Raw genomic sequence first — 13,892 nt, forward strand, 5'->3', positions numbered from 1 at the left:
AATTTATCCGCAATATCTGGGATGTAGATATTACGGATAAAAAGTTTGGTTCTCATATTTTGAGGTAGGTGTTCAATTAGAATTCAATGCTGAACCGCACGGAAATTTGTCTGCCCGTGAGATAATTGGGTACGGCATATTGTGTGTTGGTAATATCTGTTACCCAATAGTAAGAATTTACGTTGTCGATACCTAAGAGGTTGAAACAATCTATACCTATCCAAATGTTTTTGAAGAGATGCCGTCGTGCCGTTTCTATTCCAGCTTCTTGTTGTCGTTGCCAGCGGAGAGGCATACGATAGGAGAGTCCAAGGTCTACACGTTTATATGCAGGTGAACGGAAGGTTTGAAAATTCCGACCTGTGTGAGGAGGACCAAAGGGAAGCCCCCCAGCAAAAGCCATCTTTAGTGTAGCACGCCAACGCGTACTTCCTGGGAAATAGTCAGTGAAGAAAGCTGAGAAATTGTAGCGTTGATCAGTAGGCCGAGGCAGCCATTGTCCGTCTACTTTCTCTTGTGTTTTCATGAGAGAAAAAGTCAGCCAACTATCAGTTCCAGGAACGAATTCTCCAAAAAGTTTAAAATCTAATCCTGCTGCATATCCAGATGCGATATTGCGACCATAGTAGACTACACGAACATTATTGATGCTGTAAGGATTGAGATTAGTGAGCGCCTTATAGTAAGTTTCAGCCGTAAATCGGAAAGGACGATCCATCATTCTGAACGCGTAGTCTGCTCCCAACACAAAATGGATGGATCGTTGAGCTTTGATGTTGCGATTCATTCTTACTGTAGCAATACCGTTTGTCAGAGTTGTATCGCGAAGTTCCTTGAAGAAAGGTGCTTGATAGTAGAGCCCCGTGGCAAAGCGCAAGGTCCAATGGTCGTTTGAAGCAGGGAGAAAGCCGATACTTGCGCGTGGCGATATGAGAGACTCTTTGTTCCAGTCCCAATAGTTGAAGCGCACTCCATAAGTGAAATTGAAAAGCCCGGCTTTTGTGTTGAATCGCCAAGAGTCTTGCGCGAAAGCTTCAAATCTATTTGTATGAATCTCGTTTACAGATTTCAGACTGTAGATGAGGCGCAGAGCCTTTTCGTCGTAGGGGAGGCTATAACCCATAGAGTCACGCATTTCCCATTCGCGACTATTTTCTTTAATACGTTCGTTCAGCCAGTTTAACCCCACTTGTAAGGTGTGACTATTCAATGTGTTGCCAGCCTTAGCTGTCTTTGTGCGGAAGCGAAGCCCAACATTGTAAACATTTGCTTTAAGTCGGTTTCGAGCATGTTCCATGTATGTTCCTACTCCCAACTGTTCTTGTGAAGTTGCTTCTTGTAACCAGTATTCTCCTTGAATATCGTAGTTCTCATGTTCCAAGGTTGAGAAAGTAGACATTTGAAGTGCAAGGAATGCCTCGGGGGAGAGGTGGCGCGTAATGGTGGCCGCACCAAAGAACGTACGGAAACGGTCCTTTTCTTTACCATCAAAATAGACAGTAAAGGTTTTAGGATCATTTAATGTACCAAAAGATGTCTCACGATTCTTGGGGTAGAAATTGTAACTGTTATCGGAGATATTTCCCAGTAAATCAATAGTCCACTTTCGCGAGGGACGCCAAGAAAAGGCACCTTGATAATCTAAGAAGTTTGGCTGATATTCACCTTGCGTGTCCATAGATCCCAAAAGGTGGCGAGTGGTTTTGTAGCGAACAGAAGTCATGAAGTCCATGTGTTTATTTCCCCAACCAAAATATGCTCCAGCTCCTAAAAGTGAAGTATTGATTTTTGCTTCAAACTTCTCGGGATGCTTGTAGGTGATGTCAAGAACAGATGACATCTTATCACCATAGCGTGCTTCAAAACCTCCGCTACTAAAAGCTATGCGCTCCACCATATCTGGATTAATAATCGATAATCCCTCCTGTTGTCCAGATCGTACGAGTAGGGGACGATAAATTTCTATGCCATTCAAATAAACGACATTCTCGTCAAAAGAACCGCCTCTCACATTGTATTGCGAAGAGAGTTCGCTGTGAGTAGAAACTCCTGCTTGCGACTGTATGAGTTCCTCTACACCATTTCCTGTTGTTGAAGGAGTATTCTTTAGAGCTTCTGTCGAAATACGCTGCTCGGTAGTAGCTTCACGTTTTTGTCCTAACACGGTTGCACCTCCGAGTTCGTAATCCACACTATTGTGAAGGACGATATCCAGACGTACAGAGTCTCCTGGATTACGCAAGAGACGACGGCGACTTCCGTAGCCTATTTGTGAATATATAACTTCTATGGAATCAGCACTTTCACAGTATATTGTGTAGAATCCCTTTAAGTCTGTCATGGTTAGAATTGGTAAATCTTTAATTCTAACATTGGCCATCTCAACAGGACTCCCACTCTCGTCCTTTACTGTACCAAAAATTTTTGTGCGACGGGCAAAGGAGGGGAGAGCTATTAGGCAAAGGAATAAAGCAATTATGAATCTTCTCATATGTCTAATAAACGCTCTCTTCTTTGTGTATATTGTTTTCTACTTGAAATTTTTATATTTTAGGATTAGTTATTTCAGTATTTGCGTGATTCCTTGTTCTCTGTGGCAGAGGTGTACTTCAACACCGAACCTCTTATGGAGATGTTCTGCAACGTGCTGTGCAGAGTAGACACTACGATGTTGTCCACCCGTGCAACCGAAGCAGATCATAAGATGAGTAAAATTACGCTCAATATATCGATTTACATGAAAGTCGATCAGTTCATATACGTGTTCTAAAAAAGCTAGGATTTCTCCGTCCTCTTCAAGGAACTGTATTACGGGGGCATCCAATCCTGTGAGTTGTTTGTAACGTTCATAGCGACCAGGATTGTGTGTAGATCTACAATCAAAATAATAGCCACCACCATTTCCACTATCATCAACTGGTAGACCTTTTTTATAGCTAAAGCTCCACACACTTACGACAAGTCTGCTTTGAGAAACTTTTGTCTCCTCATGAAGTTTGCTATATACTGGTAAATCTGTTAAGCGATACAAGGTTTTATTGAGGTGCTTATATTTTTTTGCTGTACCATTCTCGATTAACGTGCGCAGATTCTTGAGAGCTAGAGGAATACTTTGTAGGAAATGTTGCTTATGTTCAAAAAGTCCGCGCAGCCCATATGCTCCAAGCACCTGTAGTTGGCGGAAAAGAATGAATTGTGGGAGTTGTTCCGAGTAGCCTTTGGCGATTTCAGGAGCAATGTGTTGTAATTCTTCAAGATATGTTTTAATGATATTTTTGCGAAGTTCTGCTCCATATTTTGCCGAGGCTTGCCAAAGAAAAGACGAAATATCATATTGTAGTGGACCAGCCTTACCTCCTTGAAAATCGATAAAGTAAGGCTGACCTTCTTTGAGCATCACATTGCGCGCTTGGAAATCACGATATAGGAAAAAATGTGGAGAATCGCAGCAAAGGTCTCTAGCAAACTGTTCTAAGTCGTGTTGTAATAAGACTTCATCAAAATCGATGTCTGTGGTTTTTAGAAAGCAGTATTTGAAATAGTTTAAGTCAAACATTATTGTCTCTACATCAAAGTGAGTAGGAGCAATGAGTTGAGTATAATCTAAGCCTTCATTCCCTCTGATTTGGAAGTGAGGAAGTATTTTGATAGTTCTTTTAATTAGTTCTACTTCTTCTTGATTGTAGTTGCCATTGGCCTCTCGTCCTTGCTGTAAAGCTGAAAATAAGGAGGTGTTTCCCAAATCTTCTTGCAAGTATCTGCTTTCGTCTTCTGAGACAGCATAGACTTCGGGGACTGGAAGATTTTTCTCCTTGAAATGTCGTGCGAGGTATAAAAAACTATGATTCTCTCTTTTCGATGTACCAATAACTCCGATACAGGTTGTTCCATCATCGGCTGTTAAGCGAAAGTATTTGCGGTTACTACCAGCTTGTGCTAATGGCTCACATGAAACAGGAGTTTTCCCCGCGTATTGTTTATAGAGTTGAACGAGCTGTTGCATATAGTTGTTTAATCTTTACGATACCAAATTTTTAGAATCTTTCTTCTAATGGCTAATGAGTTGATAATACTTACTAAACAGAAAATGGAGAGCCCTGTGAGAACGGCTGGGAGTAATGTTTGAGAATGTACTTGAGGGAAGATGAGTTCTATCATTCCCATATAATAATTACGGCATACAAGGAGTAAAATGAAAGCAAAGATGAGGACTGCTGCATTCATGCCCAATGTGAGCATCTGATAAGGCTTGCTAACTTGTTGCGGACTATAGCCGATGAGTAATAAGTTTTCTACTTTTGTATTGTTCTTCTGAACAAGTAAATAAATACTAAGCATCAGAATATAGAAACTCAAGATACTCACGAGCAGTCCAACGAGCATGACAAGACTAATAATGACTTTTAAAAAATAAGTAGCTTTGCCTGCATCTAACTTATTATCTTCTACATCGTAACCTTTTTTTTGCATGTATTTAGCAATACCTTCGTCCGTTGGAGTGTGAACTTCCACGATAACGCGAGAAGGATCTTCCGTCTTTCCTGGTTCAAATTTTTCATTGCTCCAGTCTATGAACGCTTTAGGAACAAGGATGGTGTTGATTCTGTTAGAGAAACCAAGAATCTTGCCTTTGAATTGTGCGTGTTGCCCATTAGCGTTGATATATATCTGCATATTGATAAGTCCGACAAGTCCATCGCTCACTTTGGGTAAACCACGGCTCTGCGCAAAGCCAAAGTTGTATAATGCAATGTAAGTACGTGGCATGATAATTGGTACCTCTGTATCTCCAGGTTTATAAATCCATGCTTCTTTAGGAGTATCTACGAAATTATCGGGGACAGCCTCAAAGAACATATCAGTTTGGAATGGAGCAGTGCCATTCATGCTCATAGCTGCGCTTACTTTATATTGTGAGGTAGTAAAAGGAGCTGCACGTTTAGCAAAGGGTTGTTTTTCAATATCCCTTATTTCGTTTTCGCTGAAAGAATTTCCACGTCCGCTAAGTGTCCCAACTGTTGTGATATGTTTAGATAGGACAAGATAATTTGCATTAATAAAACTATCATCTTGATTGAATAGAGGAATTACATCTTTATAGAATTGAATACCAAGCATCACAATCCACATTCCAAAAAGATTCGCAAAAAAGAAGCCTGCCAACTGGCTAAGACTAATATGCTGGCGAAGAAGTTTCCATACTAAATCCATAGCTTACAATTTAAATGTCTTATCGTAATTTAGTTGCATGTGTTTACCTATACTGGTAATAATGGCTCCTGCCCCTTGTTCGCGTACTTCCTTCATTATAATCTCTCCCATAATAGTTGAGTTATGATCATCAAGATGGCTGATAGGCTCGTCTGCAAGGAGAAAATCAAAGGGCTGGACAAGAGCTCTGATTAAAGCTACTCGCTGTTGCTGTCCAAAACTCATACGTCCAATTTTTTCATTTATTTTATCGGGAATATCAAGTATTTCAAACCATTCTTTGATCTGTTTTTCGCTTTTAAAGTTTGTTAGCCTATTTTTTATCTGTACATTTTCCATGGCTGTTAATTCGGAGAATAACCGTAATTCTTGGAATAAATGACTGATATGTTTTTTGCGAAGGTCTACCCAATTAGATACGCTAAACTGCCGAGTGTCTTTGCCGTCAAAGGTAAGCTGTCCCGAAAAGTCATGCCGATAACCTAGGATATAAGAGCAAAGTGTCGATTTTCCTGTGCCCGACATCGCTTCTACAAGATAGAGCTGTCCTTTTTCAAAAGATAATTCATGTTTCCAAACTTCACTTTTGAGGTCTGTACGTTGAGAAAAAACATGAGGAAGGACATTGTTTAGTTTTATAGTCTTCATTTGTGAGAATATTATTTTATCTCTAATGTTACTCTCCGTTTTTCCAATGCTTTGTAGGTTAATGTTGTATGACCCTTAAAGAGCGTCGCAAAAAAGTCTTTTGTAGCTCCAGTTACGCAGGGCTGCTGCAATAGCTCCTTCAGATTGACACGAAAATACTGCCGACAGCCTATGGCTTCATTTGCTATGTCTTTTCCTTTATCTGAATCAATTGAGTGATTGGATTTGAAGAATAATAGATCTTTATTTTGTCCAAAGAAAAGTTCTTTTTCCTTTGACTTTAAACAATAGGTATTTCCAGTTTTTGTGAGCGTTACACCATTTTGTTGCTTAGCCTTTTCAATCCAAGAGGCGGCATTAGTCATCAAGTTCTTATTGTTGGTTTCCGCTTGCAAAGAGAAGGTCGGTGTCATGTCTTTGCTAAGATGCGTAATGAGTAAGGATGTATTGCCATTGATGTTCTGCAACAGAGAATTTGCTTCGATCGTTCGATTTAGTCCCTGTAATACTTGGTTGAATGTAGCATCTTGTCGCAAAAGCTCAAATAGGTGATTTCCTTTTGTCCAAGAGGCGAGGAAGAAAAGGCTGTTTTCTGAAATATAGCTAGGATGCACTTGAGAAATAGGCAAATTCTGGCGCTCAAAAGCTTCATAAGCTGCTAGTGTTTCTTTTTCATCACAAGTTATCTCTCCAATCATTTGTGTAGTCTTGCCTAAGTGTACGCCAGCAAAAAGGTTGAAGGCTGATGGATCTACATCCGAAGGTACATCAAGTCGGAATAGAAGGTTGAAAGGAGTGGGGAATGCATCAAGAGTAGAGAAGATTTTGATGTCTCCTTCCTGCTGATTCATTGTAGTGTACTTATCTGTATGAATAAAACTATCGCTGCTTCGAAAATCAAAGAGTTTCGAAATAGTCTGTGTGAGCATATCTTGCTCTTGGATAGTTCCGGGACCGAGTATTATTAAGGTCTGACTATTCCACGCCATTTGCCAGCCCTCGTTGAGCCAAGTCCAGTTTAAGTCATTATTTTTTCTTGGCGCCATGCACTTGTGTTCCTTAAATAAGCGCTGAATGTTTGCTGCAATCTCCTGCTCATTTGTCACTTGCGCAATAAAGCCAATGTATTCATTAGGTGTGATAAAAGCATACAAAGGCTTAGTGAGGTTTATCCCACTTGCTTGGATTCCCCAATACTTTGCAAGAGAAGATACAATCTCTTGCGCTTTTTGAGTTTCTATTTGTACAACGGCTTTGGCCTCATCGGGAATACAATCTTCATAGGATTTTGGAGCAAAGAAGCAGTAGTAGATTCCGACAACAACGATAGCTAACGCAACAAAAGGTAAGATAATGTGCGTGAAGAGTTCTTTAGATGGCTTTTTCATAATCTTTTTGCTAAATACATAAGGTGTACGGCAACAAGGGCGGCAGTTTCTGTTCGTAACCGACTTTCTCCCAGCGAAATAGATTGGAAACCTGCATTGATCGCCTTTCTTACTTCATCAATACTGAAGTCGCCTTCTGGGCCGACAAGGACTTGTGTGTCTTCCTCGCTATTAACAATTTCGCCCAGGAAAGGTTTTTCTGTAGATTTTCTTATATCTGATTCAAGATAACAGTGAGCAATAAAACGTTGTCCTTTGAACGGTTTTTTGATAAACTTATCAAAATTCATCATTTCTTCAATCACAGGCTTTGTTGCTTTATGGCTCTGTTTCATTGCAGCAATAACAATCTTTTCAATGCGTTCGGATTTGATAATATGTCGCTCCGAATTGTCGCAGTTTAGAAACGAAATTTTGTCTACGCCTATTTCTGTTGCCTTTTCTACCAGCCATTCTATGCGGTCAATACTCTTGGTTGGAGCAACAACTAAATGTATGCTTCCTTTCCAAAGTTTTTTTTCAGGATGAGCATTACTGATTTTGATTTTACAATGTTTTTGAGAAGCAAGCGAAAGCTCTGCATCGTAGAAAGTTCCTTTCCCGTCAGTGATGAGTAGCTCTTCTCCTTCTTTTAGTCGAAGTACTCGAATGGCATGTACAGCTTCCTCTGCAGGGAGTTCTTGTGTCTGTTCGATATCTGGAGCATAAAATAAGTGTACTTCTTTCATTGAAATGTTATCATTATTGCAAACACAAAAGTACGGTAAAGCCTAGAGATTGCAAAGGAAATTCAAGGTTTTTGTTTTGTCCGTTAGAGACTTTCCATTACATTTGCTACGAAATAGCGTAGCCAGATTGTATGAAAGTCTATATGTTTGAAACTATATGTATCGATTATTAGCAGTACTCTTTATAGCAATTATGTCCTTTTCAGGCATTTCTCCTGCTTTTGGTGATTCTATAGATCATGATACCGGTGAAGTTCTGAAAGAGGGAGATATGCTTCCTTCATTTTCTTTATCGATACAGAAAGATGATGTGATAAGTTCTTTCGGAGATGAGAAGAAGCCTTTTGTTTTCGTATTTTTTAATACGAATTGTTCTGACTGTAAGAAAGAATTGCCCGTTCTCCAAAAGTTTTACGCCAACCATTTGCATGATCTTCAGATCGTGTGTGTTAGTCGTGACTTAAAAGGGACGTTTCAGTCTGAAGAAGAGATAATTCACTACTGGAAACTCCATCATTTTACTATGCCGTTTGTGGTACAAACTGATAGGAATCTTTATAATCAGTTTGCTCGATTTGGCATTCCTCGTATATATATAGCAGATTCAGAGCACATCATACGAAAAACCTTTGTAACTAAGGTTTCGTATAGACAATTATGTAAAGCGTTGAAATCTATCAATAGAAAAAAATAACTAACACCATCATGAATAATAATTTTGCTTTGAAATCACGCTTTGTCGTGATGAATTTCTTGGAATTTGCCGTCTGGGGAGCCTATCTGACCTCCATGGGCAGTTATTTAGTTAATGTAGGTCTTGCGCGTGATATTGCATGGTTTTATGCGGTGCAAGGAGTTGTCTCTATATTTATGCCAGGTCTCATGGGAATCATTGCAGACCGTTGGATTCCAGCTCAGCGCCTCCTTGGTTTATGTCATTTGATAGCTGCTATTTTTATGGGAGCAACAGGTTTCTATGGTTTAGGATCAGCGGGGAATGTGCAAATGCCGATATTGTTTGGCCTTTATTCAATCAGCGTTGCTTTTTATATGCCAACATTGGCATTATCGAATAGTGTGGCTTTTACAGGTTTGACAAATGCTGGGATGGATACTATTCGCGATTTTCCGCCCATTCGTGTTTTTGGAACAATCGGTTTTATCTGTACGATGGTCAGCGTGGATTTATTGGGTTTTCAAAATACGAGTAATCAATTCTTAGTTAGTGCCGGATTGGGTTTAGTTCTAGCTCTCTACGCCCAGTCTCTTCCAGCTTGTCCTACTAGTAAGGGCGAAGAGAAAAAGTCGATTGTAGAGGCTTTAGGTTTGAATGCTTTCTATCTCTTCAAACAGAAGCGAATGGCTATATTTTTCATTTTCTCAATGCTTTTAGGTGTTTCTTTACAAATAACTAATGGTTTTGCGAATCCTTATATTCAGACTTATGGTCAATTGCCTGAATTTACAGATACATTTGGAGCACAGCACGCGAATATTCTTATTTCTATTTCTCAAATCAGTGAGACGTGTTGTATTTTGCTGATACCTTTTTTTATGAAGCGTTTTGGAATCAAAACCGTTATGCTAATAGCAATGGCTGCTTGGGTTTTCCGTTTTGGACTTTTTGGAATAGGAGATCCAGGGAGTGGCGTTTGGATGTTTATACTTTCTATGATTGTTTATGGTGTGGCCTTCGACTTCTTTAATATTAGTGGAGCTTTGTTTGTTGATAGAAACACTAGTTCTAGTATTCGGAGTTCTGCACAGGGGTTGTTTATGATTATGACCAACGGATTAGGTGCTACAATTGGCACTCTCGGTGCTCAGCAGATTATCAATCATTTTGTCTACGATCTTCCTAGTATAGCGAGTGGCCTTGAGAAGATTGCAGGCTGGAAGATGAGCTGGCTCATTTTTGCGGGGTATAGTCTGTGTGTGCTTCTCTTGTTTTGGCTTGCTTTTTCAGAGTATAAGCAAATGAAAGTTACGAAGAATTAAAGAGGAGGAATATCTTATATAGCGAAGCCACTTTGCAAAGCAAGGTGGCTTTTTACTTTTGTAACGGTATAAAAATAAGGAGAACAAATAAATTTGCTCTCCTTTGTACACCGCCAGGGATTCGAACCCTGGACCCACTGATTAAGAGTCAGTTGCTCTACCAACTGAGCTAGCGGTGCTTTTGCAATCGCTCTGTTTCTGAATTGCGAGTGCAAAGATATGGCTTTCTTCCGAAATGACAAAGATTTATATGAAAAAATAGAATTCTAGACATAGTATAAAAATAAGGAGAACAAATAAATTTGCTCTCCTTTGTACACCGCCAGGGATTCGAACCCTGGACCCACTGATTAAGAGTCAGTTGCTCTACCAACTGAGCTAGCGGTGCTTTTTGCAATCGCTCTGTTTTCTAAATTTCGAGTGCAAAGGTATAAGTTTTAGAGGAAACTACCAAGCATTTTCTTCTCTTTTTAAAAATATTTTTTGCCGTCCTTTTTCAAGTTATTGATATTCAGTGAGTAAATATCTTTATTTTTTATGTAAATCAGACTTGTTATTCTTACTTTAAGCGCAGGACACGAATGCCAATGCTAGACGGGTGTTCTTTTAGATATTGATAGAGTGTCTTAGGTTCTTCTACAACTTTATGGTGGATGCTAGAGGCATTGAGTAGATGGAGCCTACCATCTTTCCCCCAAACTGCAAAACCTAGATGAGAATAATCTATTCCTTTTTTTGTTGTAACGATAGCAATGATATCACCATCGTGGACAACGTGTAGTTCTTTTTTTGATAGATAAGTGTTTTTTTGAGGTAGGTATGTTCCATCAGATCCGTTTCCTGATTTTTCCATGGTGCGAATGCTGTCTACCCATTCTGGATGTGCTTTGAGGAACTTATATTTTGAAGGATTTTGACTCATATAGTAGTTCTGTATATTAATATTTACTGTGAAATACTTAGAGTCAGTAATATCTTTAATGAGATCTTTATTCATATTGTCATGCATCCACCATGAAAAGTAATGATTTCTAGAGAGATAACCATTCATTTTCCCATTTTTATATCGGATAAGTTCAAGATTTTTGCAATAATCTTCAAAAGTTTTTCCACCTTCCCTCTGAGTGATGGCCAGAGCTAGTACGGTTTCCACAAGAGTTGTGCAGTCAAGTTGAGTTAGGTTGACAACTAACTGTTCAGGATCTGCAATTTCTAGTGTAGAAGCTACGTACGGAATGTTGATGAATTTTCTTGCAAACCAAAGAATGTCATTTCCTTTTGCAGGACTAGAGAGATACTCTACAATCTTTGTGGAATCCTGTGACGAGAAGACGACCTTTGTTAGATTGTATGTGTTAATCGAGCAAGTGGTTTTCTTTGCATTTTTCTCTGTCTCTTTCTTTTCAGAGTTAGTGTTGTTTTGGGGTGTACCATTGCAGTTGATGGCTAAGAATGAGAGAAGCGTTAAAAGTATAAGTTTCATATCTGTGTTGAATCTAAATTTTCTAATTGCAAAGGTACATTATTGTTATCACAAGGGCTTCTTTTAGAATATTCTTATTCTATCTTTCTGTATCTTTATCCTATTTATTTTTTTCCTTATTGTATATAGAAATAGGAGTATTCTATTTGATATTATATGTAGCTGGCTCTTGCAAACAATATGGGGAAAAGAAAAAAAACAGGGAAGTTTTTAGTAGACTTCCCTGCTTTTTTGGATAAGTTGACTTGATTATTTTATCAGCTCAAGACTTCTTTTCAAGAATTTGCTCAAGGCTTCGCCTTTTAGTAGACCGTTCTGTAGGAGAGCTAGGTCAATGAGTTGAGAAATAACTGGATTCTTTTCTGCGTATGTCTTTAGAACGTTGACTTTCTTGCCATGTTGAACAGAAATCTCTTCGTTGCAAGTTTTCTTGTCGTTCTTCTGCTCTTCAGTTAGCTCCTCAGGTTTTATCTCCTTAGTTTGTTGTTCGAGAATCGCTTTACGAGCTTCTAAGCCTTTTAATTCATTTGAAATAGGTTCTAGTTCTGCTTTTGTCTGCTCAGTCATATTATTGAGAATATTTTTGATGAGCTTGTGATCCGTATTGAGCACTAAGCTGAGCATATTAGGCATATTCTCCGCGAAGCTCATACCTGGTTGGAATCGTGCAGATTCTTTCATTCGTCGCATGTATTCGCTTTGCGTGATAACAACAGGTGAAGCATCTTCGCCCATAGCCTCTGTTGCAATTTGAATCTCTGTTTTTTCAATTTTGGGGAGTAGAGCAGAGAATACCTCACAGATGTTCTCATTTTCATCCGCTGAGAGTTTTGTAGTTTCGGCATCGTCTTTTTGAATGAGCTTGTTGATGGTGTCTCCATCTACACGTAAAAAGCTACTCTTCTCAAATTTTTGTTCTAGCATCTGTACTAGCGGAGTATCTAACTGTCCGTCCATCAAGAGAATGCTGTATCCTTTATTGCGTGCTGCTTCAATGTAGCTGTATTGTTCTTCTAGGTTGGTAGCGTACAGATAAATGAGTTGACCGTTTTTATCGGTCTGATTCTCTGTTATGAGTTGCTTATATTCCTCATAGGTGAAATATTTTCCTTCTGTATCTTTTAGTAACGCAAAATCCTTAACTCGATCATAGAAATCGTTTTCTGCTAGCATTCCATAATGAATGAAAAGTTTTAGATCGTCCCATTTCTCTTCAAAATCTTTACGGTCGTGTTTGAATATCTGGTTTAACCGATCGGAAACCTTCTTCGTGATATAAGAAGAAATTTTCTTTACATTGGCATCACTCTGTAAGTAGCTACGACTAACGTTGAGAGGAATATCTGGTGAATCGATAACGCCATGTAGTAGTGTCAAGAAGTCAGGCACGATATTTTCAACCTGATCTGTAACATACACTTGGTTACAATAGAGCTGAATCTGATTGCGTCGAACATCAAGATTGCTCTTTATCTTTGGAAAATAGAGTACACCGGTGAGATGGAAAGGGAAGTCTACATTTAAGTGAATCCAAAACAAGGGATCATCATTAGTAGGGTAGAGGTCATGGTAGAATTTTTTATAGTCCTCCTCTTTTAATGAAGCGGGCTGTTTCATCCATAGAGGATCTATAACATTTACTATATTGTCCTCCTCTGTATCAACTTGTTTGCCGTCCTTCCATTCTGTTTTTTTCCCACAAGCTATAGGTATGGGCAAGAAACGACAATATTTGCCTAATAATCGTAGTATTTCTCCCTTCTCTAGAAATTGTTTACAGTCATCATCAATATGTAGAATGATGTCAGTACCTCTTTCTTCTTTTTCAGCCTCTGATATTTCATAGCTTGGTGTTCCATCGCAAATCCATCGCACTGCTTGCGCGTCTTCTTTATAGCTTCGTGTAACGATTTCTACCTGCTTACTTACCATAAAAGTAGAATAGAAGCCCAATCCGAAATGGCCGATGATGGCATTTGCGTCATCTTTATATTTATCTAAGAACTCTGTGGCACCAGAGAAAGCAATTTGATTGATATATTTGTCAATCTCTTCAGCATCCATACCGACACCTTTATCTGAAATTGTCAAAGTTCCTGCTTCTTTGTTTAAATTAATGCGTACAGTTAAGTCACCTAATTCTCCTTTGAAATCACCTTTTGCAGAAAGTGTTTTCAATTTTTGTGTGGCATCTACTGCATTTGCAACAACTTCACGAAGGAAGATTTCGTGATCTGAGTAAAGAAACTTTTTGATGACTGGGAATATGTTCTCAGTAGTAATTCCAATATTTCCTTTTTGCATAATAGTTATAATTTGTTTGTTTTCTTCTGTTGCAAACATTATGCCAAACGATGGATATCTTAGTTATGAGACCATATCTCCTGTTCTTATTCTCCTTTCGAGCTATGTTTGTTATGTATTATGAAATAGTGT

10 protein-coding genes and 2 tRNA genes are annotated in these 13,892 nt (G+C 38.9%); 2 read left to right on the forward strand and 10 right to left on the reverse strand.

The window, feature by feature from the left end; all coding sequences use genetic code 11:
- Positions 1-76: 76 nt before the first annotated feature.
- The 6 genes from ABLA33_RS02370 to ABLA33_RS02395 all read right to left on the reverse strand — a co-directional run bounded on the left by ABLA33_RS02370 (position 77) and on the right by ABLA33_RS02395 (position 7,975).
- Positions 77-2,491 (reverse strand): TonB-dependent receptor, encoded by a 2,415-nt coding sequence (locus tag ABLA33_RS02370; protein ID WP_347719093.1) that lies wholly within the window; start codon positions 2,489-2,491, stop codon positions 77-79.
- A gap of 69 nt (positions 2,492-2,560) precedes the next feature.
- A complete protein-coding gene (locus tag ABLA33_RS02375) occupies positions 2,561-4,003 on the reverse strand; it encodes an RNase adapter RapZ (protein ID WP_347719094.1) in 1,443 nt (480 codons plus the stop codon).
- An 8-nt stretch (positions 4,004-4,011) separates the two neighbouring features.
- On the reverse strand, positions 4,012-5,211 hold the full coding sequence (locus tag ABLA33_RS02380) for an ABC transporter permease (RefSeq protein ID WP_347719095.1): 1,200 nt from the start codon (positions 5,209-5,211) through the stop codon (positions 4,012-4,014).
- 3 nt (positions 5,212-5,214) lie between these two features.
- Complete coding sequence (locus ABLA33_RS02385; RefSeq protein ID WP_311490456.1) at positions 5,215-5,859, reverse strand: ATP-binding cassette domain-containing protein; 645 nt, start codon at positions 5,857-5,859, stop codon at positions 5,215-5,217.
- An 11-nt stretch (positions 5,860-5,870) separates the two neighbouring features.
- Positions 5,871-7,247 (reverse strand): DUF4836 family protein, encoded by a 1,377-nt coding sequence (locus ABLA33_RS02390; protein ID WP_347719096.1) that lies wholly within the window; start codon positions 7,245-7,247, stop codon positions 5,871-5,873.
- A complete protein-coding gene (locus ABLA33_RS02395) occupies positions 7,244-7,975 on the reverse strand; it encodes a 16S rRNA (uracil(1498)-N(3))-methyltransferase (protein ID WP_347719097.1) in 732 nt (243 codons plus the stop codon). Before ABLA33_RS02395 ends, ABLA33_RS02390 begins: the two co-directional genes overlap by 4 nt.
- A 157-nt stretch (positions 7,976-8,132) precedes the next feature.
- Here ABLA33_RS02395 and ABLA33_RS02400 point away from each other — a divergent pair, with 157 nt between their 5' ends.
- Entirely contained in the window at positions 8,133-8,669 is a 537-nt protein-coding gene (locus ABLA33_RS02400; protein WP_347719098.1) for a TlpA disulfide reductase family protein, read from the forward strand.
- 11 nt (positions 8,670-8,680) lie between these two features.
- Entirely contained in the window at positions 8,681-9,973 is a 1,293-nt protein-coding gene (locus ABLA33_RS02405) for an MFS transporter (protein ID WP_347719099.1), read from the forward strand.
- Between the two features lie 106 nt (positions 9,974-10,079).
- Here ABLA33_RS02405 and ABLA33_RS02410 read toward each other — a convergent pair.
- From ABLA33_RS02410 to htpG, 4 genes are all read right to left on the reverse strand, one after another.
- Positions 10,080-10,152, reverse strand: a tRNA-Lys gene (locus ABLA33_RS02410).
- Positions 10,153-10,288: 136 nt separating this feature from the next.
- Positions 10,289-10,361 (reverse strand) — tRNA-Lys (locus tag ABLA33_RS02415).
- A gap of 171 nt (positions 10,362-10,532) precedes the next feature.
- Positions 10,533-11,456, reverse strand: coding sequence for an N-acetylmuramoyl-L-alanine amidase-like domain-containing protein (locus ABLA33_RS02420; protein ID WP_347719100.1), 924 nt, complete (start codon positions 11,454-11,456; stop codon positions 10,533-10,535).
- Positions 11,457-11,705: 249 nt separating this feature from the next.
- Positions 11,706-13,760: a molecular chaperone HtpG gene (htpG, locus tag ABLA33_RS02425; protein WP_347719101.1), complete on the reverse strand. Its 2,055-nt coding sequence runs from the start codon at positions 13,758-13,760 to the stop codon at positions 11,706-11,708.
- Positions 13,761-13,892 lie beyond the last annotated feature (132 nt).

The organism is uncultured Alloprevotella sp. (assembly GCF_963536905.1).
In the GTDB taxonomy this organism is placed as follows: Bacteria; Bacteroidota; Bacteroidia; order Bacteroidales; family Bacteroidaceae; genus Alloprevotella.